We start from the raw sequence: 21346 nt of genomic DNA, 5'->3' as shown, positions 1-21346 counted from the left end.
GTCTCGGCTCCGCCCGGCCAGCAGGATCGGGGTCTCGGCTTCGCTCGACCAGCGGGGGCCGCTTATCCCCAGCCGAGCAGCCGCAGGCCCGCCGCGGCCGCGGCACCGGCCAGCACCACCACCAGGAACGGCGCCCGCAGCAGCAGGGCAATGGCGGCCGCTGCCAGCGCCCCCAGCCGGGCGTCGAGGACGACGGCGTGGCCGCTGGCCATCGCGTTCACCACGGTGAGCGAGGCCAGCAGGCCAATGGTCAGCGTTCCGGCCACCCGGGAAATCCGCGGATTGTCCATCAGCTTCGCGGGGACCAGATAGCCCAGCAGTTTGGTGGCATAGGCGAGCACGCAGGCCAGCAGGATCCAGGGCCACAGGTTCATGGCTGCTCCTTCTCGTGCCCGCCGGCGGCGGCGCGGTGCCCGCCGTGGTGCGCTTCGGCGTCGTGCTCGTAGGGTTCCAGGTCCGGCTCCATGCCCTCGCCTTCGTGCCCGCGCCGGAACCAGCCAATGACTCCGGCTACCAGGGCCGCCGCCAGGATGGGCACGCCGGGCGGCACGAAGGGCACCACCAGGAGCGTGGCCACGGCGCAGACGACGGCGATGGCCGCCGGTTGGAGGGCCTTGATCCGCGGCCAGAGCAGGCCCAGGAACGCCGCCACCGCGGCGCCGTCGAGCCCCCATTGTTTGGGGTCGCCCAGCGCATCGCCCAGCAGGGCGCCGACGGCGGTGAACAGGTTCCAGAGCACAAAGATGCCCAGCCCGGCCACCCAGAAGCCACGCTTCTGCTCGAGCTGCACGGTCTGGCCTGTCGCCGTGGCGGTGGATTCGTCGATGGTGACATGGGCCGATGCCAGCCGGCGCCAGCCCGAGGGCCGCAGCAGGGCGTTGAGCTGCATGCCGTAGACGCCGTTGCGGATGCCCAGCAGCGCCGAGGCGCTCATGGCGGCAATCCCGCTGCCGCCGCCGGCCACCACGCCGATGAACGCGAACTGCGAACCGCCGCTGAACAGCAGCAGGCTCAGGGCCATGGTCTGCCAGAAATCCAGCCCGGACGCGGAGGAGAGCGCGCCGAAGGAGACCCCGTAGAGTCCCGTGGCCACGCTGATGGAGATGCCGATCCGCACCGCCGGGGAGGCAAAGAAGGTTGGTGTTGGGGACGGCGTCACAGCAGCGGCAGTCCCACGACCGGCATGGCCCCGGAGGCCAGCGACAGCTTTTCGGTCCCGTGCAGGGCATCGGCCGCGCGGACCAGCGCCAGGTGGGAGAACGCCTGCGGGAAGTTGCCGGCCATCCGGCCCAGATCCATGGCGTACTCCTCGCTGAGCAACCCGAGTTCGTTGGAAAGCCCCACCAGCGTGTCCATCAGGGCCACGGCGTCGGCCCGGCGGCCGGTGTGCGCGTACTGCTCCACCAACCAGAAGGAGCAGGCCAGGAACGGGTGTTCGCCCGGCTCCAGGCCGTCGACGCCACTCTCGCTGCGGTAGCGCAGCAGCAGGCCGTGGTCGTCCAGCAGCTCCTGCTCCATCCGGGCCACAGTGCCGAGCATCTTCTCGTCGTCGTAGGCCAGGAAGCCCACCTGCGGGATCACCAGCAGCGACGCATCGGTCTGGGCTCCGCCGTAGGTCTGGGTGAAGGTGTTCAGCTCCTTGTTGAAGCCGTGTTCCAGGATCTCCGCGCGCAGCCCGGCGCGCAGCTCCTCCCAGCGCTCCACCGGACCATGGAGCCCGTGGTCGCGGACGGCGCGCACTGCACAGTCGAAGGCCGCCCACATCATCACGCGCGAGTGCGTGAAATGCATCAAGTCCCCGCGCATCTCCCAGATGCCGTGGTCCTTGGCCGCCAGGTGCTTTTCGGTGAACCCCACCAGCGCGCGCTGCAGCGGCCAGGAGAAGTGGTCCTCCGCGCCCCCTGCCAGCCGCAGCTTTTCCAGCGCCACCAGGACCTCGCCCACCACGTCCGCCTGGTACTGCCCGACGGCGCCGTTGCCGATGCGCACGGGCCCGGATCCCTCGTACCCGGGCAGGTGCGCCAGCTCCGCCTCCACGAGGTTCCGCTCGCCGCCCAGCCCGTACATGATCTGCAGGTCTTCCGGGTCGCCGGCGACGGCGCGCAGCAGCCAGTTGCGCCAGCTCAGCGCCTCGTTCGCGAAGCCGTGGGTGAGCATGGCCTCCAGGGTAAGGGCGGCGTCGCGCAGCCAGACGTACCTGTAGTCCCAGTTCCGGGCACCGCCAAACTCCTCCGGCAGCGAGGTGGTGGGGGCGGCCACGATGCCGCCGGTGTCCTCATGGGTGAGGGCGCGCAGCACCAGCAGCGAGCGCTCCACGGCGTCGGCGTACTTGCCGTCCTGGTTGTAGCCACAGGCCCAATCGGACCAGTAGCGGATGGTCTCCTCCAGGGAGGCGTCGATGTCGATGCCGGCCGGGACGGGCCGGTGCGAGGGGTACCAGGCCAGTTCGAGGTCCACCCTCTCGCCGGCGGAGACAGTGAATGTCCCCACGTGCTTGTGGTCGAGGGCGTGGGGCAGCTGGTCCCCGCGCAGCACCAGGGCGTCGGGGCCGGCCACGGCCAGCAGCACCTCGGTGCCATGGCTGTCGGGCATCCGGCTGACCCACGGCAGCACCGTGCCGTAGCCGAAGCGGATGGTCAGCTCCTGGTGGACCGAGACGCTGCCCTCGAGGCCCTCGATGCGCCGGACCAGGGAGGCGCGGCGGTCCCCCACCGGCATGAACTCGGTGACCAGCACCCGGCCGCCGGGCGCCGCCCACTCGGTCTGCAGGACGAACGTCCGATCCACGTAGGACCGGCGCACCACCGTGGCGGCGGGATCCTCCGGGGCCAGCAGCCAGCGGCCGTTGTCCTCGGAGCCCAGCAGGGCGCCAAAGACGGAGGGCGAGTCAAAGCGCGGGAAGCACAGCCAGTCCACGCTGCCGTCCCGCGAAAGCAGCGGGCCGGTGTGCAAGTCGGAGAGCAGGGCGTAGTCCTCGATGCGTGAAGCCATTGCTCCATCGAACCACACGCACCCGGGGTTTAGGCAGCCGCTGTCCCGCGCCTACGCGGTGGGGACGGCGTCGCGCAGTGCGCGCAGCGCGGCGGGGCGGTTGGTGGTCAGCTCCTGGATGCCCAGGGCCGCGCAGTGCTCCACGTCCTCCTCCCGGTCCACGGTCCAGACGCGGAACGTGGCCCCGGCGTCGAGCCAGCGCCGGATCCGCTCCGGGTGGGCACGCACGTAGTCGATCCCGGGTCCGGCCAGCGAGGCCACGCCGTCCTCGATCAGCCGCTCCCCCTCGGCGAGCGCCCGGCGCATCAGGGCGGCCACGGCCTCCCCGGAGAGGGCGCCCAGGTCCAGGTCCGCGCGGACCTGGGCCACATCGACGTCGGCCACCAGCTGGCACAGGTGCCGCGCCGGAACGGTCTGGGCCAGGTATTTCACGGCCTCCGGGTGGAAGCTCATGAAGGAGATGGCGATGTTGCCCAGCCGGGAGCTCTGCGGCAGCCACCCCGCCTCCAGCAGCACCTCCAGCGTGCGTTCCTCCAGCCGCGGGCCGAACGGGCCCGAGTGTTTGAGCTCGATGGCCAGCCCCACCGGCCGGCCGGCGCCGCGCAGGATCGCCAACAGCTCGGAGAGGGTCAGCAGCTGGTCCGCCGTTCCGCCATAGGCGGCCGGGACGGCGGCACCCTTCCAGGCGGCGAAGTCCAGGGCCCGCAGCTGCGCCAGGGTGGCCTCGTCCACCGGGCCGGTGCCGTCGGAGGTCCGGTCCAGGGTTTCGTCGTGCAGGAGCACCACTTCCTCGTCCGCGCTGAGGTGGAGGTCGCACTCCACGCCGTCGGCACCGTCGGCCAGGGCCTGCAGGTAGGCGGCCCGGGTGTGCTCGGCAAACTGGTCGCTGGAGCCGCGGTGGGCATAGATTTTCCACGTCATGGCACCAACCTACGCCGCCGAGGTGGTCTGCGGACCAGCAGCAGGCAACCGGAAGGTTAACCTACGCTTGCAGTATGTCGCTCACCGATCAGGACCCCCGCCCGAGAATGTCCGACGACGGCGCCGGCCCCGCGGGTGCGCCGCGCACCGCGCCACCGGTTCCCGCCGCCGCGGCCGGATCCTCGGATGCCGTGAAGGCCGCGGCACTGCGCCGGATGAAGACCATCGCACTGTCCCTGCTGGTGCTGATGGCCATCATCTTCACCGTGTCCTTTGCCCTGCAGCGCAGCTACCCCTGGCTGGAATACGTCCGGGCCGCGGCCGAGGGCGGCATGGTGGGCGCGCTGGCCGACTGGTTCGCCGTGACAGCGCTCTTCAAGTACCCGATGGGCCTGAAGATCCCGCACACGGCCATCATCCCCAACCGCAAGGACGCCATCGGCGCCAGCCTGGGCGAGTTTGTGGAGACCAACTTCCTCTCCGAGGCGGTGGTGGCGCAAAAGCTGGCCGCCGCCCAACTCGCCCAGAAGGTGGGTGCCTGGCTGGCCCAGCCGGCGAGCGCCGAGCGCGTGGCCACCGAGGGCTCGGCGCTGATCCGCGGCGCCATGGCCGTGTTGAACGACGACGACGTCCGGGACGTCGTGGAGTCCATGGTGCGCAAGCATCTGCTCGCCCCGCCCTGGGGCCCGCCGATCGGCCGGATGGCGGAGCGCGTCTTTGAGGAGGGGCACCACCACCAGCTGGTGGACCTGCTGGTGGACCGGTCCGCGGATTGGGTGGACACCCACCGCGAGGTCATCGGCCGGCTGGTCTCGGACCGCTCCCCGTCCTGGGTGCCCTCATTCCTGGACGGGCTGGTGGGCGAGAAAATCCACATCGAACTGTCCAAATTCATCCATGCCGTCCAGCACGACCCACACCACCAGGTCCGGGCGCAGATTGACGGCTACCTCAAGGACCTGGCCCAGGACCTACAGCACGATCCGGTGATGATTGCCCGGGCCGAATCCATCAAGACCCAGGTCCTGGACGATCCCCAGGTCCGCGACTTGGCCGGGCGCACCTGGGCCACCATCAAGGCGGCCCTGCTGTCCGCCGTCGACGATCCCGACTCCGAGCTGCGGCGCAAGTTCACCGGTGCCGTGCGCGATTTCGGCACCCGGTTGGCCGAGGATTCGGAGCTCGCGGCCAAGGCCAACACCTGGATTGCCGACGCCGCCTCCTACCTGGTGCGCACGTACCGGCACCAGATCGCCTCGATCATCACCGAGACCGTGGAGCGCTGGGATGCGGTGGAGACGTCGGAGAAGATTGAGCTGCAGGTGGGCAAGGACCTGCAGTACATCCGGATCAACGGCACGGTGGTGGGCGCGCTCGCCGGCCTGGCCATTTTCACCATCGCCACGCTGGTCTTCGGCTAAGGCCCGCTCCGGCCCCGTTGACGGCGCCGGAGGCGGTGCTACGATCGCCTAACGAGCCCCACCCTGCCGTTCCGCACTGCCACTCTCAGAGCTTTCGAGGAGGATCATGGGCCACCCAACGGACACCTCGGCTTTAGGGTTTCCAGCACAGGACCGGGCGGTGGGCGGCGCCAGATCCAGTCCACCGGCGGCAGCGGGGCGCAGCCGGCCCGGCGACGGCGTGCTGGCAACGGTCTGCGGTGGGCTGGCGTGGCTGGTTTCCGCCCTGGGGTCGTGGATCCCCTCGCTCTGGACGGACGAGGCCGCCACCATCTCCGGTGCGCGGCGCAGCCTGCCGGAGCTGTGGACCATGCTCCAGCACGTGGACGCCGTGCATGGCCTGCATTACCTGTTGATGCACTTCTGGATCGGCATCTTTGGCCAATCGGCCCTCGCGCTGCGCATGCCCAGCGCACTGGCGGTTGGAATTGGTGCCGCCGGGGTCTTCTGGCTGGCCCGCCACCTGGGCGGACCCGGGCTCGGGGTGGTCAGCGCACTGGTCTTTGCCATCCTGCCCCGCGTCGCCTGGGCCGGAATCGAGGCCCGCTCCTTTGCGTTCAGTGCCGCCGCGGCCGTGTGGCTGTCCGTGCTGCTCATGGTGGCCCTTCGGCGCCGCAAGCCATGGTGCTGGGGTGCCTACTCGCTGTTGTCCGCGGTGTCCATTGGCATCAACCTCTACCTGGTGCTGGTGCTCACCTCCCATGCCCTGACGGTTCTGGCCCTGCGCGCCGTGGGCTGGCGGACCCGCTTTGCGTGGCTGGCGTCCGCGGGGACAGGCGTGCTGCTGGCCTCCCCCGTCATCTACCTGTCCATGGCGCAGAGCCGCCAGATCAGCGACCAGGAATTGGGCTGGCTGCGCTGGCTGCGCAACGTTGCCGTCAACCAATGGTTCCTGGGGGACACGCCCACGGATGCGCCGGGGCAGTTTGCCCCCGGTTGGCTGTGGAAACTGGCCGCCGTGGCACTTGCCGGCGCGTGTTGGCTCATCATGTCCTTCGCCTTGGTGAAAATCCTCGGCTCCCGGGCCCCGGGCGTGCGCCGCACCTACCTGGCGTGGCTGCTCCCGCAGATCGTGCTGCCCACCGCAGCCATCGGCTTGTATTCGCTCTATGTGCACCCGATGTACAACCCGCGCTACCTCTCCTTCAGCGCCCCGGCCGTCGCCATCGCGATTGGCGCGGGCGTGTGGTTCCTGCGCCGGCATTGGCTCCGGACCGCGGCGGTGCTCGGGATCCTGGCCCTCGCCGCCCCCGTCTACGTTTCGCAACGGCAGGTCTACGCCAAGCGAGGTTTCGACTGGTCGGTGGCCGCGGCCTACGTCCAGGACCACAAGGGCCAGGGCGACGGCGTCTATTTCAGCCCCCGGTATCCACCGGCCGGCAGCGGCGTGGGACTGACGCTCCGCCGGGTTGGGGTGGCCTACCCCGAGGCCTTCGCCGGATTGCGCGATCTCACGCTGGCCACACCGGGAGCGCGGAATGGAACCCTTGATGGCACGTCGCGGCTGCTGGCCGATTCGGTGAACGCGCTCGGCACGATCTCCAGGATCTGGGTTGTCCGCCGGCTCGACTACCCGCAAGACGACGCCACAGCGGAGGACGCCCAGTTCCTGGCGGCCGGGTACCACGCGAAGATTGCCTGGACCGGTCCCCTCGACTCGATCATCGAATTTTCCCGGTAGCCTCCCCGTTAGCAGGCCGGGGCATCAATCCCCAACGCCCGCCCTAGCTCTTCCGGCCGGGTTTCTTCCCGGGCAGCCGGGCCTCGATCGCCTTCGGCAGGGCCGGCAGTTGGCGCCTGGGGCGCGGGGCGTCCAGCTCGTAGGCCAGGTCCTGCGGCAGCCACATGGGCGCCGGACCGAACGCCGCCTTGGTGGAGGCGACGACGGCGCGGCCCAGCAGGTAGTTGCCGGCCCCGCCCACCACGGCGCCGATGCCAAACGGTATCGCCCGGCCGATCATCGCGCTGCCGCTCTGCAATGCCACCTTCTTCAGGAACGCCTTCTGCATGCGGGAGCTGATGCTGCGCACCGCTGTCAGGGGCACGCTCTTGCCCAGCACCGTCCCCCACGCCTGCATCGGCGTGCGGCCGGTGCCCAGGGCGTGGCCGGTGAGCCCGGAAAGCATGGCCGTCCCCTCCTCGCCGAGCATGATGGCCATGACCGCCAGGCGCGAACGCTCGGGATCCTGCAGCCGCACGCCGTGCAGCTCCGCGACGGATTGGGCGTACAGCGCCGTCGCCTCCAGGAAGACCACCGTGGCGGCGGCCGAGATGGACAGCGAGGCCACGGTGCCCAGTCCGGGGATGATGGCGGTGGCGCCGATGGCGGCCCCTCCCCCGCCCACGGCGGTGAGGAAATCGCGCTCCAGCTTCAGGCTGAGTTCATAGGGTGTGGCGTGCGGGTGCTTGCGCCGCAGCCGGCGCAGATTGGCCAGCACCAGCGGGCGCTGGACCTCCACGGCCTGGAGCAGGGCACGCTGGATGGCAGGTTTCGGGTGCCCCTGCTCGTCGAAGGCGGCCTCCGTTGCGAGACGCAAGGCGGGGTTGGGTTTTCCCTTGCCCCGGCCGCTGGAAATCTGTGCCATGGTGCCCCGTTCGTAGCCTGTGCTACCAAGGGTAGAGCATAGGTTGGATGTCCGGCCGGGCAGTCCCCTAGGAGATTGACGGCCTGAATGCGCCGGGGACGTTCACGGTCAGGAACGAGGCCACGTCCACCAGCTCGTCGGCGCGGATGTTGTGCCCCATCCCCTCATAGGTGGCCTCGGTCAGCTCGGTGTTGGCCGCCAGCCAGCCCGCGGTGAACGCCGTGGCCGCCGGATTGATGACCAGATCCACGGTGTCCCGCGCCCAATAGAAGGGCACCCGCGATGCCAACGGCTCCATCGCGGCCAGCAGCGGGTTCTTCAGCACAAAGCCGGAGAGACCGACGACGGCGGTGGCCAGGCCGGGGCGCAGCCGTTCCAGGGTGGTGGCCATCGCCATGCCCTGCGAGTAGCCCAGCAGGGAGACGCTGCTGAAGCCGTGGGCGGCCTGTGCCGCGTCCAGCCAGGCCAGGACCGCGCCCGCGGCACCCACCACCTCGGCAAAATCGTTGGCCAGGAAGTAGTCCAGCAGGAACCAGCCGTAGTCCCCCGACATCTCGTTCGACGCCCGCAGGGCCGCGCACGTCAGCCCCGACGGCAGCGCGCCAAAGCACTCCGCCATCTTCTCCTCGTTGCTGCCGTAGCCGTGCAGCATCAGCAGCAGCGGCGTCCCACGGCGTTCGGCCGCGGGCTTGGACCAGAGCACTGTTTCCATGGCCCCAGTCTGTCCCGGCGCCGGCCCGGGGCGCCACCACCCCCGCATTTCTGTGTTTATGTGGCTTTCTGTTGACATTCACGGATAAACGCAGATAAAGTCATGGAATCCAACATCAATGTGACACCAGTCACCAGGGCGCGGAGGCACCATGTTCGCCGAAGAACGGCACCGGAAAATCGCCGAACTCGTGGCCGACCGAAACCGTGTCAGCGTCACCGAGCTGGCCGACCTTTTCGCCATCACCGCCGAGACGGTCCGCCGGGATCTGGCCACGCTGGAGTCGGGCAGGGTCCTGCGCCGGGTCCACGGCGGGGCCGTCGCACTGGACAAACTGAGCATGTCCGAGCCCAGTCTGGCCGAACGGCAGAGCCAGCGCCAGAGCGAGAAGCGGCGCATCGCGGCCGCGGCCCTGGCCCTGATCCCCTCCACCCGGACCAGCTCGGTGCTCTTGGACTCGGGCACCACCACCGCCGCCCTGGCCGAGCTGCTGGCCCGCTGGCAGCCCGCCGCTCCGGGCGACGAACTGCTGGCCATCACCAACTCCCTGCCGATGGCCGCCACACTCTCCGCCAACCCCGACCTCAGCCTGGAGATCCTCGGCGGGCGGGTGCGCGGGCTGACCAGCGCCGTCGTCGGCGCCACGGCCACCGACCGGCTGGGCGCGCTGCGCCCGGACATCGCGTTCATGGGCGCCAACGGCGTCCACGCCGAGTTTGGCCTGAGCACCCCCGATCCGGTGGAGGCAGCGGTCAAGACCGCCATGGTGCGCGCCGCACGCCGCGTGGTGGCCCTCGTTGACTCGTCCAAGCTGGGCGCCGAGACGCTGGTCCGCTTCGCCACCCTCGAACAGATCGACACACTCATCACCACCGAGGAGCCGGACATGGAACTCGCAACAGCACTGGCCGCCGCCGGCGTAGATGTGGTGATCGCATGATCACCACGCTGACCCCCAACCCCAGCCTGGACCGCACCATCGAACTGCCGGGGCCGCTGGGCCGCGGCGAGGTCCAGCGCGCCTCCGCCGCCACCGCCGAGCCGGGCGGGAAGGGTGTGAACATCGTCCGCGCCCTCGCCGCCTCCGGCATCGCGGCCCTGGCGCTGCTGCCCGGCGACGCCGAGGACCCGGTCGTGCTGGCCCTCACCGCCCACCAGGTGCCCCACATCGCGATGCCCATCGGCGCCCCGCTGCGCTCCAACGTGGCCATCACCGAACCCGACGGCACCACCACCAAGGTCAACGAGCCCGGCCCGGAACTGGGCCCGGAGCAGCAGCAGGCACTGCTGGAGCTGACCCTGGAGAAGTCCGACGGCGCCAGCTGGCTGGTGCTGGCCGGTTCCCTGCCGCCGGGGGTCCCCGCCGACTACTACGCCCGGATCACCGAGGCATTGCGCAAGCGCTTCGGCTCCCACGCCCCGCGCGTGGCCATCGATTCCTCCGGGGCGCCGCTGGCCGCCGCGCTGGCCGCGCGGCCGGACCTGCTCAAGCCCAATGCCGAGGAGCTGGCGGAACTGACGGGGATCGGTTCCGAGGCCGAGCTCGAGGCGGACCACGCACTGGCCGCCACCGCGGCCCAGTCGTTGGTGGATGCCGGCGTGGGCGCCGTGCTGGCCACGCTGGGCTCCAAGGGCGCGGTCCTGGTCACTCCCGAGGGCAGCTGGTTTGCCCACGGACCCAAAATCATTGCGAAAAGCACAGTCGGTGCCGGCGATTCCGCCCTCGCCGGCTATCTGCTGAGCACCCTGGCCGGGGCAACCGGCCCGGAGTGCCTGCAGCAAGCGGTAGCCCATGGGGCGGCTGCCGCTTCCCTGCCCGGATCCATCGTCCCGGCACTTTCCCAAACCAACCCCTCAGCCGTCACCGTTGCGGCCCTTGCCTCCGCCAAGGAGAACTGACATGACTTCCCTGATCACCGGCGATCTCATCACCCTCGACGCCAATCTGGGCACCGAGCCGAGCACCGTCATCCGTGCCCTTGCCGAAATGGTGGCGGCCACCGGCCGCGCCTCCGAGGTGGAGGGCCTGTACGCCGATGCCCTGGCCCGGGAGCAGAAGACCTCCACCGGCGTTCCCGGCGGCATTGCCATTCCGCACTGCCGCTCCGAGGCCGTCACGGTCCCGACACTGGCGATGGCCCGGCTGGCCCCGGCCGTGGACTTTGGCGCCAAGGACGGCCCGGCGGACATCATCTTCTTCATCGCCGCCCCGGCCGGCGCGGACCAGGAGCACCTCAAGCTGCTGTCCAGGCTGGCCCGGTCGCTGATCAAAAAGGACTTCACCGCAGCCCTGCGCGCCGCGGCAACGCCCGCCGAGATCGTAGCCCTCGTCGAAGGCGCCCTCGCCGACAAGCCCGCCGCGGCAGCCTCACCCGCTGCGCCGGTCCCGGTTGCTGACGCGGCCGCCCCCACCGGCGGAGCCCCGGCCAAGGCACCGGTCCGGCTGGTGGCCGTGACGGCCTGCCCCACGGGCATTGCGCACACCTACATGGCGGCCGATTCCCTGGTGGCAGCGGCGAAGGAGGCCGGGATCGACCTGCAGGTCGAGACCCAGGGCTCCGGCGCCGTCACCCCGCTGGACCCGGCCGTGATTGCCGCCGCCGACGCCGTGATCTTCGCCGTCGACGTCGACGTCCGCGGCAAGGAGCGTTTTGCCGGCAAGCCCGTCATCAACGCCCCGGTCAAGCGCGGCATTGACGAGCCCGCCGAGATGATCCGCGAGGCGGTGGCCGCCGCCAGCGATCCGCACGCCCGCAAGGTGCCGCACTTCGGCGCCGAGGAATCGGCCGAGAGCCGCGCCGAGGCCGCCAGCGAGCACCTGGGCACCAAGCTAAAGAAGGTCCTGCTGACCGGCGTCAGCTACATGATCCCGTTCGTGGCCGGTGGCGGTCTGCTGATCGCCCTGGGCTTCCTGCTCGGCGGCTACGACATCACCAAGATTGCCGACACCGTGGTGGTCCAGAACAGTCTGGGCAACCTGCCCGAGGGCGGCCTGCACATCTACCTCGGCGCCGTCGCCTTCAAGATCGGTGCCCTCTCGATCGGCTTCCTGGTCCCGGCGCTGGCGGGCTACATCGCCTTCGGCATCGCCGACCGGCCCGGCATTGCCCCCGGGTTCACCGCAGGTGCGGTGGCAGGGTTCATGGGCGCCGGCTTCCTCGGCGGTCTGGTCGGCGGCCTGCTGGCCGGCGTCGTCGCACACTGGATCGGCACCTTGCCGGCCCCGCGCTGGCTGCGCGGCCTGATGCCCGTGGTGATCATTCCACTGCTGGCCTCCATCGTTGCCTCCGGCCTGATGTTCCTCGTTCTCGGCGGCCCCATTGCCTGGCTGACCATGGCCCTGAACACCTGGCTGACCGGCATGTCCGGCGCTTCCGCCGTCGTGCTGGGCATCATCCTCGGCCTGATGATGTGCTTCGACCTCGGCGGCCCCGTCAACAAGGTGGCCTACGCCTTCGCCGTGGCCGGGCTGGGCACCGGTTCCGCCGTCAACCACGCACCGTGGCAGATCATGGCCACCGTCATGGCGGCCGGCATGGTGCCGCCGCTGGCCATGGCCCTGGCCACGGTGCTGGACAAGAAGCGTTTCTCCCTGGCCGAGCGCGAGAACGGCAAGGCGGCCTGGCTTCTGGGCGCGTCCTTCATCTCCGAGGGCGCCATCCCGTTCGCCGCTGCCGATCCGCTGCGCGTCATCCCGGCCTCCATGCTGGGCGGCGCCGTCACGGGAGCCATCTGCATGGGCGCCGGCGTCACCTCGCAGGCCCCGCACGGCGGCATCTTCGTCTTCTTCGCGATCGGCAACATCGGTTGGTTCATCGGCTCGATCCTGGTCGGCATGGTGGTCACCGCCCTGGCCGTGATTGCGCTCAAGCGCTGGGCGGTCCGCAAGCCCGTTGCGGCCGAAACCTCCGCGGCGGCATTGGCAGCGGTATCCTGAACGCGCCGATGACCGTGACCACCATGGAGCGCCCCGCAGTTATCAAAGGACTTGCAATGACAACGTATTCAGGAGTTGGAGTCACCCCGGGACGGGTGATGGGACCGGTGAAGATCATGCCGCCCGCCGTGCCCGCCCCGCCCGCCGGCGAACGCCTCGACCCGGCCACGACCCCGGCCCAGGCCGCCGAAAACCTCAAGGCGGCCGCGAAGTCCGTCCAGGCAGAGCTGCGCGAACGCGCCGGCCGCGCCACCGGTGACGGCAAGGCCGTGCTGGAGGCCACGGCCCTGATGGCCGCGGACCCGATGCTGGTCAAGGCAGCGGTGAAGCTCATCGATGCCGGGTCCTCCGCCCAGGCCGCCATTTGGGAGGCCGCCGACGGCGTGGCCACCATGCTGCTCAACCTCGGCGGCTACATGGCCGAGCGCTCCCACGACGTCCTGGACGTCCGGGCCCGCATCGTGGCCGAGCTGCGCGGCGTGCCCGCCCCGGGCATCCCCGATTCCGCCGAGCCCTTCATCCTGGTCGCGGAGGACCTGGCCCCGGCCGACACGGCCACCCTGGACCCCGCCCTAGTGCTCGCCCTGGTCACCGCCGGCGGCGGGCCGCAGTCGCACACCGCGATCATCGCCCGCTCGCTGGGCCTGCCCGCCGTCGTCGCCGCCGCCGGCGTGACGGAACTGGTGGACGGCACAGTGGTCTACGTGGACGGCGCCGCCGGCGCGATCCTCTCCACTCCCGGCGAGGAGCAGGCCGCGGCCGCCGCGGCCTGGGCCCGGCAGGCTTCCACCCTGGCCGGCTTTGACGGGACCGGCCGCCTCGCGGACGGCACCGAGGTGCCGCTGCGCGCCAATGTCGGCGGAGCCAAGGACGCCCGGGCCGCGGCCGCGGCCAACGCCCAGGGTGTGGGCCTGCTGCGCACCGAGTTCTGCTTCCTCGGCCACGACGCCGAGCCCGGCCACGAGGAGCAGGTGGCTGCCTACAAGGGCGTCTTCGATGCCTTCCCGGGCGCCAAGGTGGTGGTCCGCACGCTCGACGCCGGTGCCGACAAGCCGCTGCCGTTCCTCACCGATGCCACCGAGCCCAACCCAGCCCTGGGTGTGCGCGGCTACCGGACGGATTTGACCACCCCCGGGGTGCTGGCCCGCCAGCTGGCCGCCATTGCCGTTGCCGCCGGCCAGTCGCAGGCGGAGGTCTGGGTGATGGCCCCGATGATCTCCACTGCCGCGGAGGCCGCCGATTTTGCGGCCATGTGCGCCGACGCGGGCCTGAAGGTTCCCGGCGTCATGGTGGAGGTCCCCTCCGCCGCGCTGACGGCCCGGCACGTGCTGGACGCCGTGGAGTTCGCCAGCATCGGCACCAACGACCTCACCCAGTACGCGATGGCCGCGGACCGGCAGCTGGGCCCCCTGGCCGCGCTGAACGATCCCTGGCAGCCTGCCGTGCTGGCCCTGGTCAAGGCCACTGTCGACGGCGCGGCCGCCCAGGCCGCGGCCGCCGGAACCGCCGCCAAGCCCGTGGGCGTGTGCGGCGAGGCGGCCGCTGACCCGGCCCTCGCCGTCGTGCTGGCGGGACTGGGCGTGAGCAGCCTGTCCATGACCGCCCGCGCCATCCCCGCCGTTGCCGCCGTCCTGCGCACCGTCACGGCCGTGCAGGCCCGCGAGCTCGCGGCGCTGGCCGTGGGCGCCGCCAGCGCCGGAGCGGCCCGCACGGCCGTCCGCGCGCAGCTGCCCCTGCTGTCCGAGCTGGGCCTCTAGCCACCACCCTGCCCAACCCCACCACCACTTTTGGAGCCACCATGATTGAACGCACCGCCACCATCGCCAGCACCGTGGGCCTGCACGCCCGTCCCGCCGCCATCTTCGCCGAGGCCGCCGGCGACCTGCCCCTGGAGGTCACCATTGCCCGGGCCGGCGAGCCCGCCGAGGACGCACTCGACGCCGCCAGCATCCTGGCCCTGATGGGTCTCGGTGCGGCGCACGGCGACGTGGTGGTCCTGCGGGCCGCCGGCGACGGCGCCGAAGCGGCGCTGGAGACCCTGGCACGCATCCTGGAGACCAACCACGACGCATAAACTTTATGTCCTAAATCACACTTTAAAACGCAAAAAGATCCGGCCGGATTCGGCCGGATCTTTTTGTTTGTTTTTGCCTCAAACAATTCCAACATTCTCTCCGGACAATCCCGAGGCATTTCTTTATCTTGCACGACATTCATTTTTCTGATATGATTTATAGCCTGCCCGGAGCAGGGCAGCCAAAAGTCGCAAGCAAATGACCTCCTTAGGAGTGGCACAAATGCCCATAGACCGAAGCACAACCTACTCTCAGACGGGTGTCCAGGACACCGTTGGACCCACGAAGTCCAAGCAAAATCCACTCAGAATGCCACGGCTCAAGCGCCGCAGGCTCGATGTTGACCATGTAAACGTGGTCAACCAACCGATGCTCAAGAAAGCACTCGGCGGCACCATCGTTGGAAATACCATGGAATGGTATGACGTTGGAGTTTTTGGTTATCTAATCACGACAATGGGACCGGTCTTCCTCCCCGAGGCGGACACAGCGGTCCAAACACTGTTCCTCCTGGGAACGTTCGCCGCCACCTTCCTGGCCCGCCCCCTGGGCGGCATGGTCTTTGGCTGGTTGGGCGATAAGATCGGCCGGCAAAAAGTGCTGGCCGCCACCTTGATGATCATGGCGGCGTCCACGTTCGCCGTCGGGCTGCTGCCCGGCTACACGCAGATCGGCATCTGGGCCGCTGCCCTGCTGGTGCTGCTCAAGCTCGTCCAGGGCTTCTCAACCGGCGGCGAGTACGCCGGCGCCACCACCTTTGTCAGCGAGTACGCGCCCGACAAGCGGCGCGGCTACTTTGCCAGCTTCCTGGACATGGGCAGCTACATCGGCTTCGCCCTCGGTGCCGCACTGGTTTCGGTGCTGCAACTGACGCTGGGCCAGGATGCCATGGAAGCCTGGGGCTGGCGCCTGCCGTTCCTGATCGCCGGGCCGCTGGGCCTGATCGCGGTGTACTTCCGCTCCAAGATCGAGGAATCCCCGCAGTTCCAGGCAACCCTGGACGCACAGGAGGCCTCCGCCAAGGACGCCACCGCCGCCGACGCGGACGCCTCGCGCGGCCCGATTGGCATCATGAAGGCCTACTGGCGCCAGATCCTGCTGGCCATGATCCTGGCCGCCGCGGCCAACACCGTGGGCTACGCGCTGACCTCCTACATGCCCACGTACCTGACGGAGTCCAAGGGCTACGATCCGGTGCACGGAACGCTGCTGACCATCCCCGTCCTGGTGATCATGGCCGTCTGCATTCCGCTGACGGGCAAGCTCTCGGACCGGGTGGGCCGCCGCCCCGTGTTGTGGATCGGCGCGATCAGCACAGTGGTGCTGGCCATCCCGGCGTTCAGCCTGATCGGCATCGGCGAAATCTGGTCCACCATGCTGGGGCTGGCCCTGGTGGCCTTCCCCGTCACCTTCTACGTGGCCAACCTGGCCAGCGCCCTGCCGGCGCTGTTCCCGACGTCGAGCCGCTACGGTGGCATGGGCATCGCGTACAACTTCTCCGTGGCCATCTTTGGCGGCACCACGCCGTTCATCGTGCAGGGCCTGATCGGGATCTCCGGCAACGACATGATGCCGGCGTACTACCTGATGGCGACCTCCGCGATCGGAGCCGTGGCGATCTACTTCCTGAAGGAATCCGCCCAGAAGCCGCTGCCGGGCTCCATGCCCAGCGTGGACACCATGGCCGAGGCCCGCGAGCTGGTGGCCACCCAGGACGAGAACCCGCTGCTGGACATGGACGAAATGCCGTTTGACGACAGCTACGAGCCGCCCACTCCCGGCCGCGGCATCCCCGCCTTGGCCGGAGCCGGAACCAGCGCCTAGGCCGGGCGGCCGCGCTTGGCGGCCGCGGCGGCCCAATGGCTGGGCACAAACCTGCTCAGCAGCACCAGGGCGGCGTAGCGGCGGGACGGGATGGAAATGGCCTTCCCCGCCGCTGCATGGACCAGTCCTTCGCGGACCACGCGCTCGGGTTCCAGCCACATCCACGACGGGATGTTGGCGGTGGACGCCCCCATCCGCTGGTGGAATTCGGTGTGCACGAATCCGGGGCAGACGGCCGTGACGCCCACGCCACGGGGCCCGTAGGCCGCATTGGCCCAGCGGCTGAAACTGACCACCCACGCCTTGGCGGCCCCATAGCTGCCGCGCGGCACAAATCCCGCAACGCTTGCGACGTTGATGATCTGCCCGCGGCCGCGCTCCAGCATGGGCCCCAGGGCCGCCTGCATCAGGGCCATCGGCACGGCCACCAGGATCTTGAGGTGGTCGGCCTCCTCGGCCGGCGTGGTCTCGTCAAAGGGCTTGGCCAGCCCAAACCCGGCATTGTTCACCAGCACCGACACCGGGGCGTCCCCCTCCTGGAGCCGCGCGACGACGGCGGCCACGCCGTCGTCGGTGAGCAGGTCCGCGGGCAAGATCTCCACCGCCACGCCAAACTCGTGCCGCAGCCGCACGGCCTTGGCCTGCAGCCGGGCGGCGTCGCGGGCCACCAGCACCAGATTGATCCGGGCCTTGGCCAGCTGCTGGGCAAACTCGGCGCCCAGGCCGGCCGTTGCCCCGGTGACCAGCGCCGTCTCGCCGGAGGGGTCTGTGCTCACATGCCCTGCCCCGGCCAGTCCGTGTACTGGGTGTACTCGTCGGGATGCGCGTGGATGTACTTGGCCACGTGCGGGCAGTGCGGAATGATCCGCTTGCCGGAGGCGACGACGTCGTCCAGGGCGTAGCGGTCCAGCACATTCCCCAGCCCGTGGCCTTCAAAACCCGGCTGGATCTCGGTATGGATGAGATCGATGTGGCCCGGCAGCTCCTTGAAGAGGAGGATGCACGCCAGCGCCGATCCGACATGCAGCTCATACCGGTGCCTGGCGTCGTTGCGCAGCATTGTCACATCATTGTGGAAGCCCTCGGCCGTCTCGCCCATCTGCTGCTCGCTCATCCTCTGATCGTGGCACCAACGGGGCGCGCTGGCAACGGCCCGCGCACCACAATGCGCGCTAGTTGGCGCCCGCGCCGCCCTGCCACAGCGCGGTGAACGGAGCACCGGAGGGCACCCGGTTCTTGATGCCCTCGGTGACGAAAGCCTTGGCCGTGCGGGCGGCCGCCAGCGCGGTGGCACCCTTGGCGAGCTCCGCGGTGACGGCGGCGGCCAGCGAGCAGCCGGCGCCGGAGACGGCCACCTCGCCCACCTTGGGCGCACTGAGCACCTCCAAGGTTTCGCCGTCGTAGAAGACGTCGACGGCGTCAGCGCCGGCCAGCCGCACGCCGCCCTTGGCCAGCACCGCGGCGCCGCTGATCTCGTGGATCTTTTTCGCCGCGGCCACCAGGTCCGCCAAGGTGTTGATCTGCAGGCCGGAGAGCGACTCGGCCTCAAAGTGGTTGGGCGTGACAAAGGTGGCCAGCGGCAGGATCCGGGTCTTCAGCGCCTGGTCCGTGTCCAGCGCGTGGCCGGGCTCCTGGCCCTTGCAGATCAGCACCGGATCCAGCACCACATTCGTGAAGCCGCCCCCCGACAGCGCGGCCTCCACCGTGGAAATCGTGGCCGGGCTGCCCAGCATGCCGATCTTCACCGTGTCCAGCACCCGGGGTGCGCCGGACGCGGCACCGTAGGCCGCCGTCGTCGCCTCCAGCTGGTCGGCGATGACCTGGGCGTCCACGGGGACAAACCGGTGGCCCCAATTGTTCTTCGGGTCGAAGGAGACGATGCAGGTGAGGTTGGCGATGCCGAAGACGCCCAGTTCCTGGAAGGTCTTCAGATCGGCCTGGGCGCCTGCGCCGCCGGTGGCCTCGGAGCCGGCGATGGTCAGGGCAAGGGCGGGGGAAGCTGATGCAGTCATGCACATAATCTTGCCACCGGCGGCGGCGCCGGCGAAGGGGCCATTCGCCGGGGACGCGACCGGGCTTAAACAGATCCGGCCGGAACGCTGTGCGCGTTCCGGCCGGATCCATTGGTGGGCCCTGTGGGGCTCGAACCCACGACCCACGGATTAAAAGTCCGATGCTCTACCAACTGAGCTAAAGGCCCATACCAGCCTGCGTCCGGAACCGAGGTTCCCAGTGCAGACGCTAACAAGAATAGCGCACGCGGTGCCCGCTCCCCCAATCCCCGCGAAGCCATCCAAACGCCCGGATTCTCGACCAGTTCCGGGCGGAGGAGTAGTGTCGATGCATGAACCAAGCAGCCAGCTCCAGCGCCCCAAGGCCGCACAAACCACTGCCTTTTGCACCTGTGGACTTTGAGCCTTTTACCGGCGGTCCTGATCCGGCGCGCGTGTCCGAGGCGGCGCACCTTGCCGCCCAGGCGCTGGTGCACCGGGGCCGCAAGAGCGATGATCCGGCCGTGACCAAACGGCTGGTGAAGCTGGCCGACCAGCAGGGACTGGAGGCAATTGCCGAGATGTGGGCGGAAAGCCCGGCCCGGTCGCTGCCGGGGGCCCTGTGGCGGCTCTACGCCCTGCGTGCGGCCACCCAGAACGACCCGGAGCGGCTGAGCGTCTACTTCCGTGCGGGGCAGGACACCGCACAGGTGTCCAAGGCCGTGGCCGGTGCGGCCGAACCCCTCGGCGCGGACGAGCTGCGCACCATGGCCGACGCCATCCTCTCGGGCGCGTTCGACGGCGATTTCGACGTCGCGCTGGAGCGTTCCGCGGCCTTTTGCCGGGTGGTGGCCCTGGGCCAGTCCCGGGTGGCCGATGCCCGGGAGCACGCGGATGAAAACCATGCCGGGAAACTGACCCGCAATGCACACCAGCTGGTCAAGACGGCCGAGGATCTGGAGAGCGCTGCGGCCGCCTGGCGCAATGGCGAACTGGACTAGAAAGCGTGGCGCAGGCCACAAATTCCGCGCAATGCCGGGGCATTGTTGACATCAAAGACGCAAAGTAGAACACTGAAGGTGGTGTCGAACTGCGGAACCCCCGGGCTCCATCTTTTAGCCGCTTTGAGCGGCCTAACGCCGAGAGGCGCTCCCGGTTCGACACCACTTTTATGCCTGTAACCACAGCGCCCGGAAGGCTCCCTGCGTGAAACTGCGTCTCTTTCCACAGGAAAAAGCCGGTCTGGAGATCCTGGCCAAGATGGCCGCCGAGGCCGTGTCTGGCGCCCACCTCCTCTCCGAGCTGCTGGGTGCGGCGCCCAAGGACTTTGAATCCCTCACCGAGCAGGTGCGCGCCTCCGAGGCCGCCTCCACGGAGCAGTTCACGGCCCTGCTGACGAATATGCGCACGAGTTTTGTGAACCCGCTCCCCCGCGAGGACCTCTTCACCTTGGGCCGCCGGCTCAACGAGGCCAGCGAGGCCATCACCGGTGCCGCCGAGCTCATCACCTTGCACCAGCTCGACAGGATCCCCGCGCGGGCCTCGGACCAGTTGGAGATCCTCACCCGCCAGGCCGAGCTCACGGCGGATGCCATGCGCCGGCTGGACAACCTGGACGAGCTGGAGGAGTTCTGGATCCAGGTGCTGCGCCTGTCCAAGCGGGCCCAACGCAGCCACCGCGTCTTTGACAGCGAGCTGCTGCGCGACCTCACCCCGGCCGCCTACAGCAAGTACCGGGTGCTGGCCGATGCCCTGGTGGGTGCGTCGGTGGCCTTCCGGCACGTCGCCACCGAGGTGGGCAGCATCATCGTCAAGGAATCATGATTTGACCACCGTCTTCCTGGTGCTGGCGCTGGTCCTGGCCGCCGCGTTCGCCTTCCTCAACGGCTTCCGCGACGTCTCCACCGCCGTCGCCGTTGCCGTGCGCACCCGGGCCCTGACGCCCACAGTGGCGGTGCTGCTGGCGGGCCTGTTCAACGTGCTGGGCGCCCTGCTCAGCGTGGGGTTTGCCGCGGCCATGCGTGAGCGCCTGGTGAGCCTGCCCAGCGGCGAGGACGGCCTGGGCCTGCTCACGGCCAGCCTCGCGAGCGCCTGCCTGTGGGGCGTGTACCAGTGGTGGCGCGGCTACCCGTCCTCGTCCACGCACGCCTTGATCGGCTCGCTGGCCGGAGCCTCCCTGGCCTCAACGTTGGTGGGCGAGACGCCGCTGCAGGGCATGGACGGCACGGTTCTGGCCCTGGTGGTCCTGCCGCTGCTGATCTCGCCAGTGATAGCCTTCGCACTGTCCTTCGTGACGGTCTATCCCGCCGTCTGGGCCGTGCGCTACTCGCAGCCCAACTACGTCAACCTGCGTGTGCGCCGGCTCCAGTCGGTGGCCGCGGCCGCGGTTGCATTCGGCCACGGACTGCAGGACGGAGCCCGCACGGCGGCGGTGGTGCTGCTGGCGCTGGCCGCGGCCGGGCTGGCGGGCGGAACCGGCGCCGTGCCCGGCTGGGTGCCGGTCTTCACCGCCGTCTTCCTGGGTGCCGGCACGCTGGCCGGCGGGTGGCGGATCTCGTACACGCTGGGGTCCCGGCTGGCCCGGGTCGATCCGATGCGGGGCCTGGTGGCCCAGCTGGTCAGCTCGGTGCTGCTCTTCATTGGGGCCATCGCGCTGCATCTGCCGCTGTCCACCACGCACACCGTGACGTCCTCGATCGTGGGATCAGGGCTGAACCAGCGTTTCACCGTCACCAACACCCCGCTGATGCTGCGCATTCTGGGCGCCTGGGTCATGACCCCTGTGGCGACGGCGCTGCTGGGCGCCATCCTCTACCTGGCCATTTCCCCGGCCATCTGACCCACCCGGCC

At 69.7% G+C, this 21346-nt stretch carries 20 protein-coding genes and 1 tRNA gene; 11 read left to right on the top strand and 10 right to left on the bottom strand.

The annotated features are described in order from the left end of the window. Positions 1 to 62: 62 nt before the first annotated feature. From ACQCSX_RS15460 to ACQCSX_RS15445, 4 genes are read right to left on the bottom strand one after another with little or no spacing between them, the layout of a single operon-like run. On the bottom strand, positions 63 to 374 hold the full coding sequence (locus ACQCSX_RS15460; RefSeq protein WP_427016159.1) for an AzlD domain-containing protein: 312 nt from the start codon (positions 372 to 374) through the stop codon (positions 63 to 65). Next, positions 371 to 1159 (bottom strand): AzlC family ABC transporter permease, encoded by a 789-nt coding sequence (locus ACQCSX_RS15455; protein ID WP_427016158.1) that lies wholly within the window; start codon positions 1157 to 1159, stop codon positions 371 to 373. The genes ACQCSX_RS15460 and ACQCSX_RS15455 overlap by 4 nt, the downstream gene beginning before the upstream one ends. Next, the gene (locus ACQCSX_RS15450) at positions 1156 to 3009 is read right to left on the bottom strand and encodes a glycoside hydrolase family 15 protein (RefSeq protein ID WP_427016157.1); all 1854 of its coding nucleotides are present in this window, start codon (positions 3007 to 3009) and stop codon (positions 1156 to 1158) included. The genes ACQCSX_RS15455 and ACQCSX_RS15450 overlap by 4 nt, the downstream gene beginning before the upstream one ends. A gap of 33 nt (positions 3010 to 3042) precedes the next feature. Then, positions 3043 to 3912, bottom strand: a complete 870-nt coding sequence (locus ACQCSX_RS15445) for a glycerophosphodiester phosphodiesterase family protein (protein WP_427016156.1) — start codon at positions 3910 to 3912, stop codon at positions 3043 to 3045. A gap of 215 nt (positions 3913 to 4127) precedes the next feature. On the opposite strand from ACQCSX_RS15445, the gene ACQCSX_RS15440 reads away from it, so the two are divergent. Then, complete coding sequence (locus tag ACQCSX_RS15440) at positions 4128 to 5333, top strand: DUF445 domain-containing protein (protein ID WP_427019068.1); 1206 nt, start codon at positions 4128 to 4130, stop codon at positions 5331 to 5333. A 106-nt stretch (positions 5334 to 5439) separates the two neighbouring features. After that, positions 5440 to 7053, top strand: coding sequence for a glycosyltransferase family 39 protein (locus tag ACQCSX_RS15435; RefSeq protein WP_427016155.1), 1614 nt, complete (start codon positions 5440 to 5442; stop codon positions 7051 to 7053). Between the two features lie 43 nt (positions 7054 to 7096). On the opposite strand, the gene ACQCSX_RS15430 is transcribed toward ACQCSX_RS15435, so the two are convergent. Beyond that, positions 7097 to 7957: a hypothetical protein gene (locus ACQCSX_RS15430; protein ID WP_427016154.1), complete on the bottom strand. Its 861-nt coding sequence runs from the start codon at positions 7955 to 7957 to the stop codon at positions 7097 to 7099. Between the two features lie 67 nt (positions 7958 to 8024). Further along, positions 8025 to 8669, bottom strand: a complete 645-nt coding sequence (locus ACQCSX_RS15425) for an alpha/beta hydrolase (protein WP_427016153.1) — start codon at positions 8667 to 8669, stop codon at positions 8025 to 8027. Between the two features lie 151 nt (positions 8670 to 8820). Between ACQCSX_RS15425 and ACQCSX_RS15420 the strand changes: the two genes are divergently transcribed. From ACQCSX_RS15420 to ACQCSX_RS15395, 6 genes are all read left to right on the top strand, one after another. Then, positions 8821 to 9609 carry a DeoR/GlpR family DNA-binding transcription regulator gene (locus ACQCSX_RS15420; RefSeq protein WP_427016152.1) on the top strand — a complete coding sequence of 263 codons (789 nt, stop codon included), beginning with the start codon at positions 8821 to 8823 and terminating at the stop codon, positions 9607 to 9609. Continuing rightward, positions 9606 to 10568, top strand: coding sequence for a 1-phosphofructokinase family hexose kinase (locus ACQCSX_RS15415; RefSeq protein WP_427016151.1), 963 nt, complete (start codon positions 9606 to 9608; stop codon positions 10566 to 10568). The genes ACQCSX_RS15420 and ACQCSX_RS15415 overlap by 4 nt, the downstream gene beginning before the upstream one ends. 1 nt (position 10569) lies before the next feature. Then, positions 10570 to 12606 (top strand): PTS fructose transporter subunit IIABC, encoded by a 2037-nt coding sequence (locus tag ACQCSX_RS15410; protein ID WP_427016150.1) that lies wholly within the window; start codon positions 10570 to 10572, stop codon positions 12604 to 12606. Between the two features lie 56 nt (positions 12607 to 12662). Further along, positions 12663 to 14363, top strand: coding sequence for a phosphoenolpyruvate--protein phosphotransferase (gene ptsP, locus ACQCSX_RS15405; RefSeq protein WP_427016149.1), 1701 nt, complete (start codon positions 12663 to 12665; stop codon positions 14361 to 14363). Positions 14364 to 14404: 41 nt separating this feature from the next. Then, positions 14405 to 14680, top strand: coding sequence for an HPr family phosphocarrier protein (locus tag ACQCSX_RS15400; protein WP_427016148.1), 276 nt, complete (start codon positions 14405 to 14407; stop codon positions 14678 to 14680). A gap of 223 nt (positions 14681 to 14903) precedes the next feature. Further along, the gene (locus ACQCSX_RS15395; protein WP_427016147.1) at positions 14904 to 16505 is read left to right on the top strand and encodes an MFS transporter; all 1602 of its coding nucleotides are present in this window, start codon (positions 14904 to 14906) and stop codon (positions 16503 to 16505) included. On the opposite strand, the gene ACQCSX_RS15390 is transcribed toward ACQCSX_RS15395, so the two are convergent. The 4 genes from ACQCSX_RS15390 to ACQCSX_RS15375 all read right to left on the bottom strand — a co-directional run bounded on the left by ACQCSX_RS15390 (position 16502) and on the right by ACQCSX_RS15375 (position 18705). Continuing rightward, positions 16502 to 17281 (bottom strand): SDR family NAD(P)-dependent oxidoreductase, encoded by a 780-nt coding sequence (locus ACQCSX_RS15390; RefSeq protein ID WP_427016146.1) that lies wholly within the window; start codon positions 17279 to 17281, stop codon positions 16502 to 16504. The two genes, ACQCSX_RS15395 and ACQCSX_RS15390, sit on opposite strands and share 4 nt — an antisense overlap. Beyond that, positions 17278 to 17619, bottom strand: coding sequence for a GNAT family N-acetyltransferase (locus ACQCSX_RS15385; RefSeq protein WP_427016145.1), 342 nt, complete (start codon positions 17617 to 17619; stop codon positions 17278 to 17280). The genes ACQCSX_RS15390 and ACQCSX_RS15385 overlap by 4 nt, the downstream gene beginning before the upstream one ends. Positions 17620 to 17677: 58 nt before the next feature. Then, positions 17678 to 18517, bottom strand: a complete 840-nt coding sequence (locus tag ACQCSX_RS15380) for a hydroxymethylpyrimidine/phosphomethylpyrimidine kinase (protein WP_427016144.1) — start codon at positions 18515 to 18517, stop codon at positions 17678 to 17680. A gap of 112 nt (positions 18518 to 18629) precedes the next feature. Beyond that, a tRNA-Lys gene (locus tag ACQCSX_RS15375) sits at positions 18630 to 18705 on the bottom strand. Between the two features lie 144 nt (positions 18706 to 18849). On the opposite strand from ACQCSX_RS15375, the gene ACQCSX_RS15370 reads away from it, so the two are divergent. The 3 genes from ACQCSX_RS15370 to ACQCSX_RS15360 all read left to right on the top strand — a co-directional run bounded on the left by ACQCSX_RS15370 (position 18850) and on the right by ACQCSX_RS15360 (position 21335). Beyond that, complete coding sequence (locus ACQCSX_RS15370) at positions 18850 to 19497, top strand: hypothetical protein (protein WP_427016143.1); 648 nt, start codon at positions 18850 to 18852, stop codon at positions 19495 to 19497. Positions 19498 to 19702: 205 nt separating this feature from the next. Next, entirely contained in the window at positions 19703 to 20320 is a 618-nt protein-coding gene (locus ACQCSX_RS15365; protein ID WP_427016142.1) for a DUF47 domain-containing protein, read from the top strand. Between the two features lies 1 nt (position 20321). Beyond that, positions 20322 to 21335 carry an inorganic phosphate transporter gene (locus tag ACQCSX_RS15360; protein ID WP_427016141.1) on the top strand — a complete coding sequence of 338 codons (1014 nt, stop codon included), beginning with the start codon at positions 20322 to 20324 and terminating at the stop codon, positions 21333 to 21335. Positions 21336 to 21346 lie beyond the last annotated feature (11 nt).

The organism is Pseudarthrobacter sp. P1, from assembly GCF_050156935.1.
Lineage (GTDB): Bacteria > Actinomycetota > Actinomycetes > Actinomycetales > Micrococcaceae > Specibacter.
Note: the sequence above shows the minus strand (reverse complement) of the source record. Positions and strands in the feature narration are given on the sequence as shown.

Bases quoted from the DNA above. Each gene is read 5' to 3' on its own strand.
- ACQCSX_RS15460 (WP_427016159.1), bottom strand. From the start codon at position 374: ATGAACCTGTGGCCCTGGATCCTGCTGGCCTGCGTGCTCGCCTATGCC.
- ACQCSX_RS15445 (WP_427016156.1), bottom strand. From the start codon at position 3,912: ATGACGTGGAAAATCTATGCCCACCGCGGCTCCAGCGACCAGTTTGCC.
- ACQCSX_RS15440 (WP_427019068.1), top strand. From the start codon at position 4,128: ATGAAGACCATCGCACTGTCCCTGCTGGTGCTGATGGCCATCATCTTC.
- ACQCSX_RS15435 (WP_427016155.1), top strand. From the start codon at position 5,440: ATGGGCCACCCAACGGACACCTCGGCTTTAGGGTTTCCAGCACAGGAC.
- ACQCSX_RS15430 (WP_427016154.1), bottom strand. From the start codon at position 7,957: ATGGCACAGATTTCCAGCGGCCGGGGCAAGGGAAAACCCAACCCCGCC.
- ACQCSX_RS15425 (WP_427016153.1), bottom strand. From the start codon at position 8,669: ATGGAAACAGTGCTCTGGTCCAAGCCCGCGGCCGAACGCCGTGGGACG.
- ACQCSX_RS15420 (WP_427016152.1), top strand. From the start codon at position 8,821: ATGTTCGCCGAAGAACGGCACCGGAAAATCGCCGAACTCGTGGCCGAC.
- ACQCSX_RS15415 (WP_427016151.1), top strand. From the start codon at position 9,606: ATGATCACCACGCTGACCCCCAACCCCAGCCTGGACCGCACCATCGAA.
- ACQCSX_RS15410 (WP_427016150.1), top strand. From the start codon at position 10,570: ATGACTTCCCTGATCACCGGCGATCTCATCACCCTCGACGCCAATCTG.
- ptsP (WP_427016149.1), top strand. From the start codon at position 12,663: ATGACAACGTATTCAGGAGTTGGAGTCACCCCGGGACGGGTGATGGGA.
- ACQCSX_RS15400 (WP_427016148.1), top strand. From the start codon at position 14,405: ATGATTGAACGCACCGCCACCATCGCCAGCACCGTGGGCCTGCACGCC.
- ACQCSX_RS15395 (WP_427016147.1), top strand. From the start codon at position 14,904: ATGCCCATAGACCGAAGCACAACCTACTCTCAGACGGGTGTCCAGGAC.
- ACQCSX_RS15385 (WP_427016145.1), bottom strand. From the start codon at position 17,619: ATGAGCGAGCAGCAGATGGGCGAGACGGCCGAGGGCTTCCACAATGAT.
- ACQCSX_RS15380 (WP_427016144.1), bottom strand. From the start codon at position 18,517: ATGACTGCATCAGCTTCCCCCGCCCTTGCCCTGACCATCGCCGGCTCC.
- ACQCSX_RS15370 (WP_427016143.1), top strand. From the start codon at position 18,850: ATGAACCAAGCAGCCAGCTCCAGCGCCCCAAGGCCGCACAAACCACTG.